General features: G+C 70.8%; 23 protein-coding genes. 14 read left to right on the forward strand and 9 right to left on the reverse strand.

Translation table 11 applies throughout. The features are described from left to right. Nucleotides 1-9 precede the first annotated feature (9 nt). Nucleotides 10-669, forward strand: a complete 660-nt coding sequence (locus tag DOO78_RS11665) for a 3-oxoacid CoA-transferase subunit B (protein ID WP_111469944.1) — start codon at nt 10-12, stop codon at nt 667-669. A 131-nt stretch (nt 670-800) separates the two neighbouring features. Here the strand turns inward: DOO78_RS11665 and DOO78_RS11670 are convergent, their stop codons facing one another. Further along, a complete protein-coding gene (locus DOO78_RS11670) occupies nt 801-1,730 on the reverse strand; it encodes a histone deacetylase family protein (protein WP_111469945.1) in 930 nt (309 codons plus the stop codon). Further along, nucleotides 1,727-1,963, reverse strand: a complete 237-nt coding sequence (locus tag DOO78_RS11675) for a sulfurtransferase TusA family protein (protein ID WP_111469946.1) — start codon at nt 1,961-1,963, stop codon at nt 1,727-1,729. Before DOO78_RS11675 ends, DOO78_RS11670 begins: the two co-directional genes overlap by 4 nt. Nucleotides 1,964-2,115: 152 nt before the next feature. On the opposite strand from DOO78_RS11675, the gene DOO78_RS11680 reads away from it, so the two are divergent. After that, entirely contained in the window at nt 2,116-3,003 is an 888-nt protein-coding gene (locus DOO78_RS11680) for an ROK family protein (protein ID WP_111469947.1), read from the forward strand. Between the two features lie 301 nt (nt 3,004-3,304). On the opposite strand, the gene DOO78_RS11685 is transcribed toward DOO78_RS11680, so the two are convergent. Continuing rightward, on the reverse strand, nt 3,305-4,387 hold the full coding sequence (locus DOO78_RS11685) for a hypothetical protein (RefSeq protein ID WP_111469948.1): 1,083 nt from the start codon (nt 4,385-4,387) through the stop codon (nt 3,305-3,307). Nucleotides 4,388-4,510: 123 nt separating this feature from the next. Here DOO78_RS11685 and DOO78_RS11690 point away from each other — a divergent pair, with 123 nt between their 5' ends. Together DOO78_RS11690 and DOO78_RS11695 are read left to right on the forward strand one after the other, a co-directional pair. Beyond that, nucleotides 4,511-5,269, forward strand: coding sequence for an alpha/beta hydrolase (locus DOO78_RS11690; protein WP_207802873.1), 759 nt, complete (start codon nt 4,511-4,513; stop codon nt 5,267-5,269). 53 nt (nt 5,270-5,322) lie between these two features. Beyond that, a complete protein-coding gene (locus DOO78_RS11695; RefSeq protein ID WP_111469949.1) occupies nt 5,323-6,132 on the forward strand; it encodes an SDR family NAD(P)-dependent oxidoreductase in 810 nt (269 codons plus the stop codon). A gap of 153 nt (nt 6,133-6,285) precedes the next feature. Here the strand turns inward: DOO78_RS11695 and DOO78_RS11700 are convergent, their stop codons facing one another. Both DOO78_RS11700 and DOO78_RS11705 read right to left on the reverse strand, forming a co-directional pair. Continuing rightward, on the reverse strand, nt 6,286-7,911 hold the full coding sequence (locus DOO78_RS11700; RefSeq protein ID WP_111469950.1) for a GMC family oxidoreductase: 1,626 nt from the start codon (nt 7,909-7,911) through the stop codon (nt 6,286-6,288). A 163-nt stretch (nt 7,912-8,074) separates the two neighbouring features. After that, nucleotides 8,075-9,013, reverse strand: coding sequence for a LysR family transcriptional regulator (locus tag DOO78_RS11705; RefSeq protein ID WP_111470119.1), 939 nt, complete (start codon nt 9,011-9,013; stop codon nt 8,075-8,077). 129 nt (nt 9,014-9,142) lie between these two features. On the opposite strand from DOO78_RS11705, the gene DOO78_RS11710 reads away from it, so the two are divergent. Next, nucleotides 9,143-9,478 (forward strand): DoxX family membrane protein, encoded by a 336-nt coding sequence (locus DOO78_RS11710; protein WP_165838850.1) that lies wholly within the window; start codon nt 9,143-9,145, stop codon nt 9,476-9,478. 395 nt (nt 9,479-9,873) lie between these two features. Here DOO78_RS11710 and DOO78_RS11715 read toward each other — a convergent pair whose 3' ends face one another. Continuing rightward, nucleotides 9,874-10,518, reverse strand: a complete 645-nt coding sequence (locus DOO78_RS11715) for a S24 family peptidase (RefSeq protein WP_111470120.1) — start codon at nt 10,516-10,518, stop codon at nt 9,874-9,876. 160 nt (nt 10,519-10,678) lie between these two features. Between DOO78_RS11715 and DOO78_RS11720 the strand changes: the two genes are divergently transcribed. Continuing rightward, nucleotides 10,679-11,623 (forward strand): IS1595 family transposase, encoded by a 945-nt coding sequence (locus DOO78_RS11720; protein ID WP_111469951.1) that lies wholly within the window; start codon nt 10,679-10,681, stop codon nt 11,621-11,623. Between the two features lie 250 nt (nt 11,624-11,873). Here the strand turns inward: DOO78_RS11720 and DOO78_RS11725 are convergent, their stop codons facing one another. Beyond that, complete coding sequence (locus DOO78_RS11725; RefSeq protein ID WP_165838851.1) at nt 11,874-12,314, reverse strand: DUF3800 domain-containing protein; 441 nt, start codon at nt 12,312-12,314, stop codon at nt 11,874-11,876. 29 nt (nt 12,315-12,343) lie between these two features. Then, nucleotides 12,344-12,706, reverse strand: coding sequence for a DUF3800 domain-containing protein (locus DOO78_RS11730; RefSeq protein WP_111469953.1), 363 nt, complete (start codon nt 12,704-12,706; stop codon nt 12,344-12,346). Nucleotides 12,707-13,048: 342 nt separating this feature from the next. Between DOO78_RS11730 and DOO78_RS27075 the strand changes: the two genes are divergently transcribed. Further along, nucleotides 13,049-13,342, forward strand: a complete 294-nt coding sequence (locus tag DOO78_RS27075) for a hypothetical protein (RefSeq protein ID WP_128080038.1) — start codon at nt 13,049-13,051, stop codon at nt 13,340-13,342. A 342-nt stretch (nt 13,343-13,684) separates the two neighbouring features. On the opposite strand, the gene DOO78_RS27080 is transcribed toward DOO78_RS27075, so the two are convergent. Beyond that, a complete protein-coding gene (locus tag DOO78_RS27080) occupies nt 13,685-13,915 on the reverse strand; it encodes a hypothetical protein (RefSeq protein ID WP_128080039.1) in 231 nt (76 codons plus the stop codon). A 155-nt stretch (nt 13,916-14,070) separates the two neighbouring features. Between DOO78_RS27080 and DOO78_RS11735 the strand changes: the two genes are divergently transcribed. The 7 genes from DOO78_RS11735 to DOO78_RS11765 all read left to right on the forward strand — a co-directional run bounded on the left by DOO78_RS11735 (nt 14,071) and on the right by DOO78_RS11765 (nt 19,344). Next, nucleotides 14,071-14,529, forward strand: a complete 459-nt coding sequence (locus DOO78_RS11735; protein ID WP_111469954.1) for a hypothetical protein — start codon at nt 14,071-14,073, stop codon at nt 14,527-14,529. Next, nucleotides 14,526-15,017 (forward strand): hypothetical protein, encoded by a 492-nt coding sequence (locus tag DOO78_RS11740; protein ID WP_111469955.1) that lies wholly within the window; start codon nt 14,526-14,528, stop codon nt 15,015-15,017. Before DOO78_RS11735 ends, DOO78_RS11740 begins: the two co-directional genes overlap by 4 nt. Before the next feature lie 120 nt (nt 15,018-15,137). Then, complete coding sequence (locus DOO78_RS11745; RefSeq protein WP_111469956.1) at nt 15,138-15,359, forward strand: hypothetical protein; 222 nt, start codon at nt 15,138-15,140, stop codon at nt 15,357-15,359. 5 nt (nt 15,360-15,364) lie between these two features. Continuing rightward, nucleotides 15,365-16,798 carry a portal protein gene (locus tag DOO78_RS11750; protein ID WP_111469957.1) on the forward strand — a complete coding sequence of 478 codons (1,434 nt, stop codon included), beginning with the start codon at nt 15,365-15,367 and terminating at the stop codon, nt 16,796-16,798. 56 nt (nt 16,799-16,854) lie between these two features. Further along, on the forward strand, nt 16,855-17,607 hold the full coding sequence (locus DOO78_RS11755; RefSeq protein ID WP_111469958.1) for a capsid assembly protein: 753 nt from the start codon (nt 16,855-16,857) through the stop codon (nt 17,605-17,607). Between the two features lie 263 nt (nt 17,608-17,870). Further along, nucleotides 17,871-18,704 (forward strand): phage capsid protein, encoded by an 834-nt coding sequence (locus tag DOO78_RS11760; RefSeq protein WP_111469959.1) that lies wholly within the window; start codon nt 17,871-17,873, stop codon nt 18,702-18,704. 70 nt (nt 18,705-18,774) lie between these two features. Beyond that, on the forward strand, nt 18,775-19,344 hold the full coding sequence (locus tag DOO78_RS11765) for a hypothetical protein (protein WP_111469960.1): 570 nt from the start codon (nt 18,775-18,777) through the stop codon (nt 19,342-19,344). The last annotated feature ends 2 nt before the right edge of the window (nt 19,345-19,346 follow it).

The raw sequence follows: 19,346 nt of genomic DNA on the forward strand, positions 1-19,346 counted from the left end.
CGAGCGAGCATGAACGAGACGCGGCAGGGCTTCGGGCCGCTCACCCGCACCGGCATGGCGGCGCGGGCGGCGCAGGACGTGCCGGAGGGCTGGTACGTCAATCTCGGCATCGGCATCCCGACGCTGATCGCCGATTACATCCCGCCGGAGCGCGAGGTGGTGGTGCATTCCGAGAACGGCATCCTCGGCATGGGCCCGGCGCCACCGCCGCACCAGCAGAATCCCTGGCTGGTCAATGCCAGCACCCAGCGCGTCAGCCTCCGCCCCGGCGGCGCCTTCGTGCATCACGCCGACAGCTTCGCCATGGTGCGCGGCGGGCATATCGACCTCTGCGTGCTCGGCGGCTTCCAGGTGGCGGAGAATGGCGACCTGGCGAATTGGGCGCATTCGCCGACCGAGACCGGGCGGCAGATCGGCGGCGCCATGGATCTCGCGGTGGGCGCCAAGCGGGTCTGGGTGGTGATGGAGCACACGACGAAGGACGGCGCGGCGCGGCTGCTGCGCCGCTGCAGCTACCCGCTGACCGCGGCGGGTTGCGTCAGCCGGGTCTACACCAACCTCGCCGTGCTCGAGGTGACGCCGAAGGGCTTCGTCGTCCTCGACATGGTCCCCGGCCTCGACTTCGCCGATCTCCAGGCCCGCACCGGCGCCGAGCTGCACCGCGCCTGACATGCCGGCCCCGTCTGGCGCCTCCCGTTGCCCTGCCGCGGCTTCGCCGCGGCAGGCCGTGACGCATCCCGGGCCAGAGGCGAATCACGGGGTCCCCGCGGCGGCGCGCAGCGACGTCGTGGGGAAATAAATTATGTGCGCATCAACGCCCGCACATGCGCGGCGGTGCTGTGCGCCAGCGCGTCGAGGTCGTAGCCGCCCTCCAGCAGGCTGACCACCCGGCCGCGCGCATGCCGCTCCGCCAGGGCGCAGATCTCGGCCGTCAGCCAGGCGAAATCCGCCTCCCGCACGCGAAGCTGCGCCAGCGGGTCGCGGGCATGCGCATCGAAGCCGGCCGAGATCACCAGCAGCTCCGGCGCGAAGCGCTCGACCGCGGGCAGCAGCTCCTCCGCCCAGGCGGCGCGGAAGGCGGCGCCGTCGGCGCCCGGCGGCAGCAGGGCGTTGAAGACGTTGCCGACGCCCCGCTCCCGCGCATCGCCGGTGCCGGGATAGAGCGGCCACTGGTGCGAGGAGGCGTAGAGGATGGCCGGCTCGCGCTCCACGCAGGCCTGGCTGCCATTGCCGTGATGCACGTCGAAATCGAGGATGGCGACCCGCGCCGCGCCATGCGCCGCGATGGCGTGGCGGGCGGCGAGGACGGCATTGGCGAAGAAGCAGAAGCCCATCGGCCGGCTCGGCTCGGCATGGTGGCCGGGCGGGCGGGTGGCGCAGAAGGCGCGCCGCACCTCGCCCCGCATCACCGCATCCGCCGCCGCGATGGCCGCGCCGGCGGCGCGGAGCGCCGCCTCGGCGCTGCCCTGGCTCATGATGGTGTCGCCGTCGAGCGGCACGGTCTCGCCCGCCGCCGGGCGGATGCCGAGGATCGCCTCGACGTAATTGCGCGGATGCACGCGGCAGAGCTGCTCGATGCTGGCCTCGGGCGCCTGGTCGCGGATCAGCTCGGCGAATTCCTCCTGGTCCAGCGCCGTCAGCACCGCGCGCAGCCGGTCCGGGCATTCCGGGTGGTAGTCGCCCGGGTCGTGCAGCAGGCAGGCCCGATGGGTCAGCAGCAGCGTGCTCATGCCGACTCGCTCCTCTTGCGCAGCACGTAACGGTAGACCCCATCCGCCTCGGTCGCGGACACGAGCCCGTGCCCCGTCTCGGCGCAGAAGGCGGCGAAGTCGCGCTGGCTGGCCGGGTCGGTGGCGAGCACGGTGAGCAGCGCCCCGGGCGGCAGGCCGCGCAGGGCCTTGTTGGCGCGCAGCACCGGCAGCGGGCAGGACAGGCCCTGGACGTCGAGGAGCGTTTCCGACATCACCCGAATCCAGCACCCGCGCGCCGCCCCTGCAAGGCTGTCGCCGTCAGGGCGCCTGGTTTCGGAGCATCGTCACCCGATCAGGTGAGTCCATCGGATCGGGATCTGCCCCAGGCTTGTGCCGGCCGGGGCAGGATTGCAGTCTCGGCCCCATGTGGCGGATCGGCATCGACCTCGGCGGCACCAAGACGGAGATCGTGGCGCTCGACCCCGCCGGCGCGGTGCGGCTGCGGCGGCGGGCGCCGACACCGCCCGCCTATGCCGGCGTCATCGCGCTCGTCGGCGAGCTGGTCGCGGCGGCGGAGGCCGAGCTGGGCGGGCCGGGCACGGTCGGCATCGGCATCCCCGGCAGCCTCTCGCCGCGGACCGGGCTGGTGCGCGGGGCGAATTCCACCTGGTTGAACGGCGGCCGGCTGGATGCCGACCTCGCCGCGCGGCTCGGCCGGCCGGTGCGGCTGGCCAACGACGCCAATTGCCTGGCGATGAGCGAGGCGACGGACGGCGCCGGGGCGGGGCATGGCACGGTCTTCGCCGTCATCCTCGGCACCGGGGTCGGCGCCGGCATCGTCACCGGCGGCCGCCTCCTCGAGGGGCGCAACCGCATCGCCGGGGAATGGGGCCACAACCCGCTGCCCTGGATGACGCCGGAGGAGTATCCGGGCCCGGCCTGCTGGTGCGGCAGGCAGGGCTGCATCGAGGCCTTCCTCTGCGGCCCGGCGCTGGCGGCCGAGGTGGATGGGCCCGGCGCCCGCGACGCCAGCGCCCTGCCGGCCCGCGCCGCCGCGGGCGATGCGCGCGCCGCCGCGGCGCTCGCCCGGCATGCCGACCGGCTGGCGCGGGCCCTGGCGCATGTGGTGAACATCCTCGACCCCGACTGCATCGTGCTGGCGGGCGGGCTGTCCAACATGGCGCATCTGCGGGCCGAGGTGCCGGCGCGCATGGCGGGCTTCGTCTTCAGCGACCATGTCGAGACGCCGCTGCTCCCGGCGCGGCATGGCGACAGCAGCGGCGTGCTGGGCGCGGCGCGGCTCTGGGATTAGTGCCCACGACGCCGGACCGTCGGCCTAGGGCACTTCCCCTGAACACCGGTTCAGGGGAAGTGCCCTAGACTATTGTTTTCAGAACATCGTCACCCGATCAGGTGACTCCACCTGATCGGGATCTGCTCTAGGGCGTGATGAGCTTCGCAAGGCCCCCGAATGTCAGCACGATATTGGTGCCGACCATCCATTTCAGCGGGGTCAGCGAGAACAATCTCCTGTCCCAAAAAAGGCCCGCAATGCCAATGAATTCAAGCAGCGATGCGACAGGGGAAGGCTGGCTCCCCCACGCCCTGCCCGCCTACTGCCCCGGGATCGTCACCACCGGCGTCGGCGCCCCCTGGCCGCTCTCGGCCAGCACCTGCAGCACATAGGCGAAGGTGAAGACCGCCTTGGAGGCGTAATCCCCGGCCGGGATCCAGAACCAGCGGTCGCGGTAGGGCACGGCGGCATAGGCATCCGCCGGCACCTTGCTGCCCTGCAGCACGCGGATGATCCGCTCGCCCGGCAGCGCCGCGCCGGTCTCGCCGCGCTTCACATCCTGCTCCGCCACGTCCACCTGGGCGCCGAGCTCGTTCAGGATCTGCAGCATCGAGCGCGTCTGCACCGCGAGCTGCCCGGGCGCCCGCCGCTGCCCGCCATAGACCACCTCCAGCTCCCGGCTGCCCGGCGGCACGCCGAGAAGCCGGCGCATCTGCCGCATCGCATCGGCGCCCGGCCCCTTCTCGGCATCGAGCAGCAGGATGACGCGGCGCCCGCCCGGCCGCAGATCGAAGCGCAGGCCGAGATTGCCGCTGGCCTGCACCTGGCGCATCGCCTGCATCAGCGCGAGGAAGCCGCCCGAGGCGTCCTGCGACTGCCCGCCGCTGGTCGCCGCATTCGGCATGCCGTTCACCGATTGCACGCCGAGCCGGAAGATGAGATCGACCGGCGCCCCGCTCTGCGCCAGGGAGAGCAGCTCGGCTGGGGCCAGCGGGCGCAGGTAGGATTGCGCGAAGCGCTCGCCGGTCACCGGCGTGAAGGTGAAGGTCGGCCGCGTCGTGTACTGCACCGTGCCGCCGACGGTCGCGTAATTGCCCGGCGCGGCGTTCGGATAGGCGTTGAGGCCGAGCTGCCCTGTGCTCTGCAGCTGGTAGCCGGAGATGAGCTGGCTGACCGAGAGGAAAGTCGGCACGTCGCCATAGCGCATCCGCACCATGTTCAGCAGCATCTGCCGCTTCGTCCCCTCGCCGAGCGCCTCGGCATAGCCCATCTGGTCCATGTCGAGCCGCTGCGGCCCGACCCCGGCGCAGCCAGCGAGCAGGGCCGGCAGCAGGGCGGCGGCGAGGAGCGGCCGGCGGCGCGGGGACGGACGGGGCGGGGTGGGATGACGGCGCGTTACCATGCGCCGCCCTATTGCCATCCCCGGCCCGGGTCCGGCCAGGGGGGCCCAAAGGGGGTGGCTGGCGGGGCCCCAGGGGCGCAGAGGAGGCTTGCCGCCGCCGCGCCGCCGTTCCAGCCTCGCCGCATGGCCCCTGCCGATGCCGAAGACCCCGCCGCGGATGGCCATGCGGCCGGCCGCATCGCCGTGCCGGGCGCGCCGCCGCCGCCCGGCACGGCCTGGCCGCTGCCGCCGGGCCTGCATCCGCTCGGCCTCGGCGGCGCGCGCGACGGCTTGCTCCGCGTGCCGGCCACCCTGCCGCCCGACCGGGCGCTGCCGCTGATCGTGATGCTGCACGGCGCGACCGGCGATGCCGCGCGGACGCTCCGCCGCCTCGCCCCCATCGCCGACAGCGCCCTGGTCATGCTCCCCGAAAGCCTCGGCCAGAGCTGGGACGTGCTGGAGGGCGGCTACGGGCCCGACATCGCCCGCATCGAGGCGGCGCTACGCCGCATCCTTGCCGCCTGGCCAGTCGATCCGCAGCGCATCGCCGTCGCCGGCTTCTCGGACGGGGCCTCCTACGCGCTGTCGCTGGCGCTGATGAACGGCAGCCTCTTCACCCATGCCCTCGCCTTCTCGCCCGGCTTCGTCGCGCCGATGCGGCTCGAGGGGCGGCCGCGCCTCTTCCTCAGCCATGGCACCGAGGATGCGGTGCTCTCCATCGAGCATTGCAGCCGCCGCCTGGTGCCGAAGCTGCAACGTGCCGGCTATCCGGTGATCTACCGCGAGTTCGCCGGCGGCCACACCTTGCCGGCGGAGATCGCGGTGACGGCCCTCGCCTTCCTGATGGCGGCCCAGGGGACCGCCCAGGGGACGGTTCAGGGGACGGCCCGGGGGGCGGATTGAGCCCAGCGCCCGCGGGTGCCAGCATCCCGCCGCGAAACGCGGAGGGAACCGTCATGGACAGCATCGGCCCGGATCTCGAGGGCAAGGTGGCGATCGTCACCGGCGCCGGCTCGCGCCCCGGCGAGGGCGTCGGCAATGGCCGCGCCGCCGCCATCCTGCTCGCCCGCGCCGGGGCGAAGCTGGTGCTCGCCGATGCCGTCGCCGAATGGGCCGAGGAGACGCGGCGGCTGATCGAGGCCGAGGGCGGCGAGGCGGTGGTGGTCGCGGCCGATGTGACGAAGCCGGAGGAATGCCGCCGCATCGTCGAGGCGGCGACCGGGCGCTGGGGCCGGCTGGATGCGCTGGTGAACAATGTCGGCATCGGCGGCCCGCCCGGCACCGCGGAGGAGGTGGACCCGGAGGCCTGGGCGCAGGGAATGCTGGTCAACGTCACCTCCATGATGCTGATGGCGAAATACGCCGTGCCGGCGATGCGCGCCGCGGGCGGCGGGGCGATCGTCAATATCGGCTCGGTGGCCGGGCTGCGCGGCGGGCATCCCAACCTGCTCTACCCGACCAGCAAGGGGGCGGTGGTGAACATGACCCGCGCCATGGCGGTGCATCACGCACCGGACCGCATCCGGGTGAATTGCATCTGCCCCGGCATGGTCTACACGCCGATGGTGCAGCGGGGCGGCATGTCGCCGGAGATGCGCGAGGCGCGGCGCAAGCGCAGCATCCTCCAGGTGGAGGGCAGCGGCTGGGATGTCGGCGCGGCGGTCGCCTTCCTGTGCAGCGGCAATGCGCGCTGGATGACCGGCGCCATCGTCCCGGTCGATGCCGGCGCCACCGCCATCGCGGCGCTGCCCTCCGAGATGCGCTGACGCGCTCCCCACGACGCCGCTGCGCGCCGTCGTGGGGGCCCCGTGATTCGCCTCTGATCCTGGGCGCGTCACAGCCTGCCGTGGCAAAGCCACGGCAGGGCAACGGAAGGCGACAGGATGGGCGGGGCGCTTCGCCGAGGCAGGGGCGCTGGTTCAGGCTGCCCGCGCCGCCGCCCGGATCAGGTCGGCCGCCTTCTCGGCGACGCTCAGCACCGTCGCGTTGATGTTGCAGACCGGGATGTCGGGGAAGACCGAGGCATCCACCACCCGCAGCCCCGCCACGCCCCGCAGCCGGAGCTGCGGGTCGAGCGGCGCTGCCGGATCGCCGCCCATCCGCACCGTGCCGCAGGGATGGTAGACGGTGCCGCCGGTCGCCTGCGCATAGTCCAGCAGATCGGCGTCGCTCTCGGCCGCCGGCCCCGGCCGCGCCTCGCCGGCGACGATGCCGGCCAGCGGCGGCGCCGTCAGCCAGCGCCGGGCGAGGCGCATGCCCCGCACCAGGCAGTCCCGGTCCGCCGCCGCGCTCAGATGCCGCGGCGCGATGCGCGGCGCCACGGCCGGGTCGGGCGAGGCGAGCGCCACGCTGCCGCGGCTCTCCGGCCGGCATTGCCAGACGCCGATGGTCAGCCCCGGCGCCACCTCCGGCACGCCGATGCAGAGGCCCGGCCAGCGCCCCTCCCCCGGCGCCTCCGCCCAGGAGAGCGGGCCGCCATTGAGCTGGATGTCCGGCGCCTCCAGCCCCGGCAGGGTGCGCGAGAAGAGCGAGAACATCCCGGGCGACCAGGTCAGCACGCCATCGCCGCGCATCGCCCAGCGCAGCGCCTCCAGCGGCAGCCGCCAGCCGGCGATGCGCCGGTTCGCCGACCAGCGATGCGCCGCCAGCCGGAAGCCCATCCGCGCGATGTAGTGGTCCTGCAGGTTGGCGCCGATCCCCGGCATGTCGCGCATCACCGGGATGCCGAGCGCGGCCAGCGCCTCCCCCGGCCCGAGGCCCGAGAGCATCAGCAGCTGCGGCGAGCCGATGGCCCCCGCGCTCAGCACCACCTCGCGCCGGGCCCGCACGACCTGCTCGGCGCCGTCGCGGCGGATGGCGACGCCGGTCGCGCGCCCCCCCTCGATCACGATGCGCAGCGCCAGGGCGCGGTCGATCAGCGAGAGGTTCGGCCGCCGCAGCGCCGGCACCAGATAGGCGCGCGCGGCGGAGACGCGGCGGCGGCCGCGCCGCGTCTGCTGGAAGGTGGCGAAGCCCTCGCGCTCCGGCCCGTTCATGTCTGCCTGCACCGGCAGGCCGATGGCGCGCGCCGCCTCGGCGAGGGGGCCGAGCAGCGGCGGCACCTCGGCCAGGTGCTCGACCGGCTGCGGCCCCTCCGTGCCGCGCCCCTCGCCGCCGCCGGCGAAGGCCTCGTGCCGCTGGAAATAGGGCAGCAGCGCCTCCCAGCCCCAGCCGGTGCAGCCCTTCTGCGCCCAGAGGTCGTAGTCGGTGGGATGCCCGCGCACATGGCCGAGCCCGTTGATCGAGGAGGAACCGCCCCAGACCCGGCCGCGCGGATAGTCGAGCGCGCGATGCCCGGTCGCCGCGTCCGGCTCGGTGCGGTAGCCCCAGGTGAGGTGCGGATGCGTCAGGATCTTCGCATAGCCGGCGGGGATGTGGATCCAGGGATGCCGGTCCGGCCCGCCCGCCTCGATCACCGCGACGGAGGCGCCATCGGCGGAAAGGCGGTTGGCCAGCACGCAGCCGGCGCTGCCGGCGCCGAGGACGACGTAATCGAATTCACTCATGCCGAGCGCAGGACGGTTTCACCGTCCTGCCCCTCAATCGCCGGGCGCCGCTTCCAGCGGCTTGGCTTCGTGCCGTCGCGCCGACAGGCGCGCCTAGCGGCGCGACGCGCGGCGCCCATTCGGGCGCTCGGCATGAATGACGCATTCATGCCGTTGGTATTGTTCATTCGGGCAGGGGCTCGAGCTGGGCCGGCGCGACGTCGCGGGCGAGGGAGAGGATCAGCCGCCGCAGCCAGGCATGGCCGTCATCCGCCTCCAGCCGGCGGTGGAAGATGAGGGAGAGGCGGGTGTGCTCCACCGCGATCGGCGGGTCCCGCAGCACCAGCCGGTGCGCCAGGGCAAGCTGCGCCGCGAGCCGGCCGGAGAGGGTGATCACCATGTCGGTCCGCTGCAGGATCTCCGGCACCGCCGAGAGATGCGCCACCACCGCGCCCAGCCGCCGCGGATGCCCGGCCTCGCGCATCGCCGCGTCCAGCACGCCGTCGCGCGAGCCGTTCGGCGAGTGCAGCAGGTGCGGCACGCTGGCGAAGCGCGCGAGGGTGAGCTCGCCCTCGGCCAGCGGATGGCCGGGCCGCATCAGCGTGCAGAAGGCCTCCGGCAGCAGCCGCAGCCGCGTGTAGAGCGCCGGCGGCTCCGGCAGCACGGCGACGGCGAGGATGGCGTCGCCGCAATCCAGCAGCGCCTCCCAATTCGTGCGGTCGGCATGCGCGATGGCGAGCAGGCAGCCCGGCGCCTCCTGCCGCATGCGCTGCAGCAGCGCTGGGGCCAGCACCGCCTCGGCATATTCGCTGAAGCCGACGGGGAAGACGCGCTCGCTCGTCGCCGGGTCGAAGGGCGCGCGGGCGGTGAGCAGGTCGCGCAGCCGGTCCAGCGCCTCGGCCACCGGCTTCTCCAGGCTGCGGGCCAGCTCGGTCGGCTCGACCCCGCCGGGGCGGCGCAGGAAAAGCTCGTCGCCGAGCGCCGCGCGCAGCCGGCCGAGCGCATTGGAGACGGCGGGCTGCGACAGGCCCAGCCGCTCCGCCGCGCGGGTAACGTGCCGCTCCCGCGCCACCGCGTCGAAGACGCGCAGCAGGTTGAGGTCGAGAGTGGCGAGATCGGTCACGCCGCAGCCCCGCATCATTCAGCGCGGTGATGATGCCGGCTCCGGCCCGGGCTTGGAAGCGTGGCCAGCCGCGGCGGCATGGTCCGCGGCACGCGGCGACGCCGCGGGACCGACAGGATGACAGAGACGATGCCCGATACCCGGATCACCACCCCCTATGCCGCGCTGCTGCTCCGCCTCGGCCTTGGCGCCCTCTTCCTCGGCCATGGCGCGGTGCTGAAGCTCGGCACCTACGGGCTCAGCGGGACGATGGCCTATTTCGGCAGCATCGGCTATCCGCCGGCGCTCGGCGCCGTCCTCGCCCCGGCCGAGACGCTGGGCGGCCTCGCCCTGATCCTCGGCCTCGGGGTGCGCTGGGTCAGCCTCGCCCTGGTGCCCTTGCTGATCGGCGCCACGCTGCAGCACACGGCGCATGGCTGGCTCTTCACCGCGCCGGGCGGCGGCTGGGAATTCCCGGCCTTCTGAACGCTGGCGCTGCTGGTCCAGGCCGGGCTCGGCGCCGGCGCCTTCGCGCTCGAGGCGCGCCGGGCCGCCGCGCCCCGCCTCGCGCCGCAGGACTGATACGACTGGCCGTTGCTGGTGCCCCATCAACGGCCCCCATTGGCAGTCCCCTTGGCGCCGGGCGCAACCCTCCGGTTCGTCTGGGCCTTGGCGGCGTCGCGCTGACAGGCGCACCTTACGGCGCGACCGGCGGCGCCCGTTCGGGCGCTCGGCATGAAGGAAGCATTCATGCCGGTGGTATGAGAACGCCCTCCACGGCTGCTTCGCGGCCGTGGGGGGACCCCATGCTTCGGCCCCGGGCCCGAGATGCGTCACAGCCTGCCGCGGCGAGCCGCGGCAGGGGGCGAGAGCCGCCGGGATCACTGGGTGGCCCAGACGATCCGGTGCATCCAGGCGAGCTCCGGCAGCTCGAAGCTGTAATCCGGATGCGCCGGGTTCAGGCTGCGCAGCTCGATGCGGCGGGCCGATTGCCGCTTCAGCTCCTTGGCCATCACCTCGCCCTTCAGCGTCCGCACCACCACGCGGTCGCCACGGCGCACCGGCGCGGCGGGGGAGACGATGACGACATCGCCGTCGCGGAAGACCGGCTCCATGCTCTCGCCGGAGATCTCGAGCGCATAGGCATTGGGATCGCCGACCTCGGGCACCGAGATCTCGTCCCAGCCGCCGCCGACCGGATAGCCGCCATCATCGAAATAGCCCTCGCCGCCGGCCTGGGCGAGGCCGATGAGCGGGATGCGCCGGCCGAGGCCCCGGCCGCTGCGCGGCAGGGCGGCGGCGCCCGTCACCAGCGCGGCGAATTCCGAGAAGCCGGCGCCGGTCGCGGCCAGGACCTTGGCCACGCTCTCGGTCGAGGGCCAGCGCGCCCGGCCATCCGAGCCGATGCGCTTCGAGGGGTTGAAGGCGGTTGCGTCCAGCCCGGCCTTGCGGGCCAGGCCGGAGGCGGACAGGCCATTCTCCGCCGCCAGCGCATCGAGCGCCCGCCAGATATCGTCATGCGTCACGGCATTGCCCCACAAGGTCTCGGGCCCGATCACAGGCAGATCGCTTCATGGGCATAACATCCTAGGGATGGAGTCGGAGATCAATAGGCGAATTTTCCCCATTATCCCTTTGACAAAGGAGACATCAAGCCTAGAATCCTGAGCTTAGGGAGCAAGGCCCATGACCGCTGACCTGACTGCGCCGATCTACCAAGACGAGGAAGCGGCCCGAGCGCACCTTGAGGCGCAGCGTTGGCCGGGCGGCCCGGTCTGCCCGAAATGCGGCACGGTGGACAACGCGACGCGGCTTCAGGGGGAGAAGCACCGGCCCGGCCTGCTGGAATGTCGCGCCTGTCGCAAGCAGTTCTCGGTGACGGTCGGGACGGTGTTCGAGCGCAGCCATGTGCCGCTGCACAAGTGGGTGCTGGCGGTGCATCTGATCACGGCCAGCAAGAAGGGCATGAGCGCGCACCAGCTCCATCGCATGCTGCGCGTTACCTACAAGACCGCCTGGTTCATGGCGCATCGCATCCGCGAGGCGATGACCGACGAGAACCCGGCGCCGCTCGGCGGCGAAGGCAAGATCATCGAGGCGGATGAGACCTACCAGGGCAAGGTGGAGGAGCCGGAGAAGCTCACCAAGAAGGGTAAGCCAACCCTCAAGGGACGCCGCGCCGTGGTGGCCCTGGTGGAGCGTGGCGGCGGGGTGCGTGCGGTGCATCTGCCGAAGGTGACGCACAAGAATGTCGGGGAGGTGCTGGCGAAGCACGCCGATCCCAGGAGCGTGCTCTACACGGACGAAAGCCGCTTGTACCCGGCCAACGGCCGCGCCTTCGCCGGGCATGAGACGGTGCGCCATTCGGCCGGGGAGTATGCCCGTGGTCCATGGGGGCCGCGCCGCATCCACACCAACAGCGTCGAGGGGTTCTTCGGCATCTTCAAGCGCGGCATGGCGGGGGTGTACCACCATGTCGGGGAGCAGCACTTACAGCGCTACCTCAACGAGTTCGCCTTCCGCTACTCGCACCGCGTGAAGCTTGGGGTGGATGACCGCCAGCGCGCCCTGCTGGCGCTGCGTGGCATCGAGGGCAAGCGCCTGACCTATCGGCGGATTAACGCGGCCTAGGACCGAGAGGCAGAGGGCCAGGGCGTTCTTCACTTGGCTGCGAGGCCAAATTAGAGTGGAGCGGTAGGGAGCGCAGGTAGCGACACATGAACGGTGCGTGAACGCTCGGATCAAAAAGAAAAAGAATATCAGCAAGATAACGAAAAGGCGAGTGTTGCTTGACCATGTGCACAAATAGGCATAGATAGCCTATGGGCGGTCATGCGCTGGATTAGCCAGAGCACTCGAAAGAGTGCAGGCGGCAACGCAATCATGGCCCAGGGGGCCGCCCATTTTCCCCAATCTGACCACCAAATAGTTGAACGAAAGCGCCTTGCTGCGCATTTAAGGACAGCCGCTCAGGGCCAGGATACAACTTCATCCCGTAACTTAAGTAGTTGTCGTTGCGCTTATAAACAAGAGGTTTTAGTATTTGGGCATATCTCAGTTCACAGTTCCCATAATAGTCTGACTCCAAACCAGAAGTGATTGATGCGGCATTTAAGTCGGCCACTTGCAGCCCCGCTCTTTTGGAGTGATCTTGAGCGTCGATACCGTCAATATCAATAACTGGCCAATGTATGCGAATATCTTCTTCAGTCATCGATTTTAGTTTTTCTAAATATAGACGGAATTCGGCATAGGAAAGTCCTCCGCGACGAGAAAATACAATTTTTACCCTTCCGTCGCCCTCTTGTACCGACGGTCTCATATCTCTACATAACCAAGAAATACGCTCGATTAGATATCGGCATAGATAAAAGTACAGTTGATTTTTTCATTATATATTCCTTGGGGTATTATAGTTTTGTTTGCCACGACACAAATAATTCTCATCGGCTTTCCAGATAAAATCTGAGCCGCAACGGTTCGTTGCCCGTGATTTAGATCCGTAAAATGTAAATCTCTTCTGCCATTTCTTCTGTTGAGACGCGCAGCGATTTCATCACGCCACTGAACAGTCTCGAGGTCCCGAGACGCCCGCACGACTGTTGCAGACAGTGTAAACCAATGAGAAGCGCCGCCACCACCGCCAGGAACACGATAGTTGCCTAGCCCGTCATCGCCAGACTCATCAATATAAGCAATAAAGCTGTGTGTCATAATACCTATCGTTTCTGCTTACTAAATTGGTGTTGAGATGCGCGTGTCAACTCGACGGCTTGGCCTTCCGTAGGCGATCCGAGCTTGGTACTCTATCCTTACTTACTTTCTCACTGGCTTTATCGCTTTTCGGCGTCGCCAGCATCCGCCGAAGCACAGCATCCCGCCGCTCGGCGTCCGGATCGGGCTTCTTGTTCTGCGGCACCTAAGCCTCCACCACGTTCGAACCGACCCCATATCAGGGTCGCATAGCGTAGGGACAACCTGCGGTGTGCCTGTGATCGGTCGTGCGTAGACGAGGGCGCCTTCACGACCCTCAAGTGATCCAGCTACGCTGCCCACATGCCAGCCAAGCCCCTCATCTCCGTGAAGCGAAATGCTCGCTTCATTCAGGATCAAGCGGTCATCCGCCGGCATCCGGGAATGGCCACCCTCATTGCGACTGCGATCACCCGATGGGCAGCCGTCGAAGCTAACTTGGGTACCGTACTGATGATCCTGACGGGGGCAAAGGGAGCAGTAGCCGCTGCCATGTACGGCTCTCTGAAAAGTCCTCAAGCTCGCGCCGACACACTCAGGGCCGTTGCGCGGGTGACGCTTGAGGCTGACGCCAACCGTGTGTTTCAAGCTGCCTAGCGTACCTGGGTCAGGGCGCCGGATTGCGCAACCGGCTGGCCCATGGCCTCTGGGGACACTCTCCCGACCTCCCAGACGCACTTCTCGTCATCGATGCCGACACCGAACTGTCAAGACACCGCGACAGCCATAAATATTTATACGAAGACGCAGATAATCCACTCAAATTTGATGCACTCATTGATGCAATAAAAATCCATCCTAAAGATATTTTTGTCTATTTTAATGAAGATTTAGAGGATGCAATTAGAATAATGGATAAATGCTACGAATACACCCAATCCCTCTGCTTATTGTGTGGCCCCCAAACGTTAGTCGGAGACCAATTTGTTGATGCCGAGTTCAGGGCTTCGGTAGATGCAGCAAGCGTTCGCGCACTTGGTTACTTAAAAAGTGAGCCTCCGCTTCATCAATATCTAAAGTAACCCATCCATTATTTTTCCCAAACTCGATCAACTCCTGCCTGATGATGGCCATTAGCTCATCAAGGTCTATCTGAAGGGTTGCCAGAGCATCCGTGGCTGCGGAAGAATTTCCGCGAGCATCGTCCTGCGAGCCGAGGCCCATCGGCATCTCGCCCTCATGGTTAGCAGAACTCATTGAAAACTCGCCTCCTTTGTCAAAGGGATAATTAGGCGAATTTTCCTTTATTTCCCCTTGCCGAACACACCGATCCGTGAATACGTTTCCGTTATGTTCTCGCCAGGCGATAAAGGATCTGCCGCCCGATGACCAGCGCCCCCCGCCCCGGCCATGCCCCCGCCCCGCGCCTCCAGGCCCAGGCGCAGCCCTTCCGCAGCGTCGAGGAGGCCTGGTTCTGGACCATGGCCGCGCTCGTCGCCCGGCGCGACGGCGCCCGCATCGTCTCCGGCGCCGGTCTCGTCTCCCGCCCCTGCGAGCCGGACGACGTGGTGAAGTGCCTCGACCGCCTCTACCGCCAGCGGCGGATCGAGCTGCTGCATGTCCGCATCATGCGCATCTGGGGCGAACAGCAGCAGGTGCCGGACTCGCGCTATCCGCGCGAGAAGGCGGATTGGCGGCTGTGGCGCGAGGCGATGTCCCGCCTCGACTGGCCGCTGCGGGTGAAGGGCATCGTCGACGGCCCGGCGCTGCCCGCCCCCGAGGGCGCCGAGATCCTGGCCTTCCCCGGCGCCATCCCGGGCCGCCTGCCGGAGCAGCCGCGATGACCGCAGCGGCGCGGCCCCGGCCGCGCCCGGCGCATCGCCGCGCGGTGCAGGCCGGCCAGCGCGTCTTCATCGTCTTCGGCGGGGCGGCGGACCAGCCCTGGCTGCGCCTGCTGCGCCCCGGCTATCGGCATTGCTTCGCGGCCATCGCCGATGCCCGGGGCTGGACGGTGCTCGACCCGCTCACCGGCCGCCTGGTGGCGGCGCGGCTCGAGGTGCCGGCGAGCTTCGACCTGCCCGGCTTCTACCGCCGTGCCGGCTTCGCGGTCACCGGCCCGTTCACGCCAGGGCCGGCGCGCTGGCGGCTGCTGCCGCCGCTCTCGCCCTTCACCTGCGTCGCGCTCTGCCGCGCCGTGCTCGGCGCGCGGGCGCCCTTCGCGCTGACGCCCTGGGGGCTGTTCCGGAAGCTGGCAGGCGATAGGAAAAATATCTTGACTGTCCGTTCCGTTGTCGGTAAGACCTCTCTCGCCAACGGGCGAACTGCGCCCTGAGGCGTCCTCCCGATCCTCCCCCCGACCTGCCGCGGGCCCGCTCCCCTCACCGGGGGCGGGCCCGCGGGCTTTTCGGGCCCGGATCGGCTGCCGCTTTTCGAACCTGACGAGGTGACGCGCATGGGTGGCCTGTTCAGCGCCCCGAAGCCGGTCGTCGTGCAGACGCAGCCCGCGGCCGAGGCGGTCCCGGCCTCGGCCCCGCCCGAGCAGCAGGGCGAGGCGGCGCGCGTCGCCGCCGAGGACCGCGCCCGCCGCGGCCTCGCGGGCACCATCGCCACCTCGGCGCGCGGTGTCCTCGACCCGCTGCCGAGCCTGCCCCGCAAATCCCTGCTCGGGGAGTGAGCCGCATGCAGCCCGACGACCTCCTGGCCCGCTACGGCCGGGCGCTGGAGCGGCGGCGGCCGCTCGAGCCGCTCTGGCAGGCCTGCTACGACCATGTCCTGCCGGCGGCGACCGGCGGCCCGGCGCTGTTCGACGCGACCGCCGCCGATGCCGCCGAGCAGCTCGCCGCCTCGCTGCTGGCCGAGCTGACGCCGCCCTGGTCCCGCTGGTTCGGCCTCGCCCCGGCGAAGCCGGTCGAGGACCGGGCGGCGGCCGAGGCGCTCGAGGATGCCGCGGCGGTGCTGCAGGGGCATTTCGACCGCTCGAATTTCGCGGTCGAGATGCACCAGGCCTTCCTCGACCTGGTCGTCGCCGGCACCGGCCTGCTGCTGGTCGAGGAAGCGCCGCTCGGCGAGGCCTCGGCCTTCCGCTTCGCCGCCGTCCCGGCCCGGGCGGCGGTGCTGGAGGAGGGGCCGGATGGCCGCCTCTCCACCGTGTTCCGCCAGGCCCGCCTGACCGCGGCCGCGCTGCACGCCCGCTTCCCGGAGGCAGCCCTGCCGCCGGAGCTGCTGCGTGCCGCGGCCGCGGCGGACCCGACGCAGCACCCGGTGCTGGAGGCGGTCTGGCCGGAGCGCGGCGGCGCCCGCTACGCCGCGCTGCTCGCCGACCCGCAGCAGCCCCTGCCGCTCGCCGAGGGCCGCTTCGCCGAGAGCCCGGCCATCGCCTTCCGCTGGCTGAAGGCGCCGGGCGAGACCTATGGCCGCAGCCCGGTGATGAAGGCGCTGCCGGATATCCGCACCGCCAACAAGGTGGTGGAGCTGGTCCTGAAGAACGCCTCCATCGCCGTCACCGGCATCTGGCAGGCCGAGGATGACGGCGTGCTGAACCCGGACACGGTGAAGCTGGTGCCCGGCGCCATCATCCCGAAGGCGCCGGGCAGCGCCGGGCTGACGCCGCTCGCCGCCCCCGGCAGCTTCGACGTCTCGCAGCTCGTGCTGCAGGACCTGCGCGCCCGCATCCGCGGCGCCCTCCTCGCCGACCGCATCGGCCCGCTGCTCGGCGCGTCGATGACCGCGACCGAGGTGCTGGAACGCTCGGCGCAGGCGGCGCGGCTGCTCGGCGCCACCTATGGCCGGCTGCAGGCGGAGCTGCTGACGCCGCTCGTCACCCGCTGCCTCGCCATCCTCCGCCGGCGCGGCGAGATCCCGGCGATCCTGCTCGACGGCCGCGAGGTGGCGCTCCGCTACGAGAGCCCGCTGGCGCGGCTGCAGGGCCGCGCCGATGCGGCGAACACGCTGCTCTTCCTGCAGGCGGTCGGCTCGCTCGGCGGCAGCGCCGCAGCGCAGCTCGACGCCGCGGCGGCGACGCGCTGGCTGGCGCGGACGCTGGGCGCGCCAGCCGAGGTGCTGCTGCCCACCGGGGCCGCGGCCGCCGCCGCCGGCGGGCCCTCCGGCGCATGACCGCCGGCACGCCCGCGGGCCGCGCCCCTTCCAACCCCCAACCGGGAGTGATCCGCATGCCTGAGGACCTGCTGCAGCCGCCGGCCGAGGCCGCGCCGACGGCCGAGCCCCCGAAGCCCGCCGCCCGCCCGCCCGAGGTGCCGGAGAAATTCTGGGACGCCGCGGCCGGCACGCTGCGCACCGAGGCGCTGCTGAAATCCTATCTCGAGCTCGAGCGCCGGCTGTCGCAACGCGCCGCCCGGCCCGGCGCCGACGCCGCGCCGGAGGAGCTCGCGCGCTTCCGCCAGGCCATGGGCATCCCGGAAAGCCCGGAGGGCTACAGCATCACCGCGCCGCACGCGCTCTGCTGCGCCGATGCCGAGGTGAACGGGCAACTGCACGCGGCGCATTTCAGCCAGGACCAGGCGCAGCTCGTCTACGACCTGGCGGCGCAGAAGCTGCTGCCGCTGATCGCCGAGGCGGCGGCGGCCTACGAGGCCGACCGCCAGCGCGCGGCGCTCGTCGCGCATTACGGCGGCGAGGATGCCTATCGCCGCATCGCCGGCCAGCTCGCGGCCTGGGGCCAGGCGAAGCTGCCGCCCACGGTCTATGCCGCGCTCGCCTCGACCGCCGAGGGGGTGATGGCGCTCGAGCAGATGATGCGCGGGCAGGAGCCCGGCCTCGCCCGCGAGAGCGCCCCGCCCGGCGCCGAGAGCGAGACCGAGCTGCGCGCCCTGATGCGCGATCCGCGCTACTGGCGCACGCGGGATCCGCAATTCATCCAGCGCGTGACCGAGGGCTTCCGCCGCCTCGTCGGCAGCCCCGGCTGAACCGGGCGGGGCTCGAGCCCCCCTTTCCCGGAGGCTCGCCCCGCCGCCCGGGGCCTTGCGCCGCCACCGGCGCGGGGCCCCGTTCCGGGGGCGGGTGACGCGGCGGGCCCGAGGCCCTCGCCGCGTCCCCGCCCCCGCCCCCTTCCCATGGCCGCGCCCAACCCGCCCCGGCGGGCGCGCGGCCCTGCGCGCCGCGATGGCCCGGCTTTGCCGGCCAACCGGACCGGCACGCCCCACTCCGCCACCAGCAGAAGGACGGCACCATGTCCGCGTCCATCGACCAGGCCTTCATCAAGCAGTACGAGGCCGAGGTGCAGGAGGCCTACCAGCGCCAGGGCTCCAAGCTGCGCCCGACGGTGCGCAGCAAGACCGAGGTGCGCGGCGCCTCGACCGTCTTCCACAAGGTCGGCACCGGCACCGCGGCCGCCAAGGCGCGCAACGGCGTCGTCCCGGTGATGAACATCGACCACACCGCGGTCGAGTGCTTCCTGCAGGACTACTACGCCGGCGACTGGGTGGACCGGCTCGACGAGCTGAAGACCAACATCGACGAGCGCGCCGTCGCGGCGAATGCCGGCGCCTATGCGCTCGGCCGCAAGACCGACGAGCTGATCATCGCCGCGATGGACAGCTCCACCCGCGAGGCGATCGGCACGAATGCCGGCGAGACCGACACGGACGGCCTGACCCGCGCCAAGGTGCTGCTCGCCTTCCAGATGCTCGGCAATGCCGACGTGCCGGATGACGGCCAGCGCTACGCGGTGGTCGGCTGGAAGCAGTGGAGCGAGCTGCTCACCATCCAGGAATTCGCCAACGCCCAGTATATCGGCGACGGCGACCTGCCCTGGAAGGGCACCCAGGCGAAGCGCTGGCTCGGCGCCACCTGGACCCCGCATAGCGGCCTGAGCAAGAACGGCGCGCTGCGCTACTGCTACTTCTACCACAAGACGGCGATCGGCCATGGCGCGGGCATGGAGATCACCACCGACATCACCTGGCACGGCGACCGCGCCGCGCATTTCGTCAACACCATGATGAGCCAGGGCGCCGTGCTGGTGAACGAGACCGGCGTCGTCCGGATGCGCTGCAAGGAATAGCCCCTGCCGCGCGGCCCCACCCGGCTTCGGGTGGGGCCATCCCGCTTCCCGTCCAGCCGGAGTTCCCCCGATGGCCCTCTCCGCCCTCGCGCTCTGCGCGCGCGCGCTGCTGAAGATCGGCGCGCAGCCCATCGCCTCGCTCGACGAAGGCACCGCCGAGGCCGAGGTCGCGGCCAACCTCTATCCCGGCCTGCGCGACGCGCTGCTGGCCGCGCATCCCTGGAGCTTCGCCACCGGCCAGGAGACCCTGCCGCGCCTCGCCGCCCAGCCGGCGGCCGATTTCCTGCACGCCTTCCAGCTCCCCGCCGGCTTCCTGCGCGCCCTCTCGGCAGGCGCGCCGGGGCGTGGCCGCGGCCTGGCCTACCGCATCCTCGAGGACCGCCTGCACTGCAACGCCCAGCAGGTGGTGCTGACCTACATCTTCCGCCCGGAGGAGAGCGCCTTCCCGCCGCATTTCGCCGCCGCCCTCGTCGCGCGCCTCGCCGCCGAGTTCTGCATCCCGCTGACCGAGAGCACCGGCCGCGCCCAGCTCCTCGCCTCCCAGGCCGAGGCGGAGTTCCGCGCCGCGCGCCGCGCCGACAGCCAGCAGGCGACGCCGCGCGCCATCGAGGATTTCCCGCTGGTCAGCGTGCGGGGCTGAGC

It is taken from the genome of Roseicella frigidaeris (genome assembly GCF_003258945.1).
In the GTDB taxonomy this organism is placed as follows: Bacteria; Pseudomonadota; Alphaproteobacteria; order Acetobacterales; family Acetobacteraceae; genus Paracraurococcus; species Paracraurococcus frigidaeris.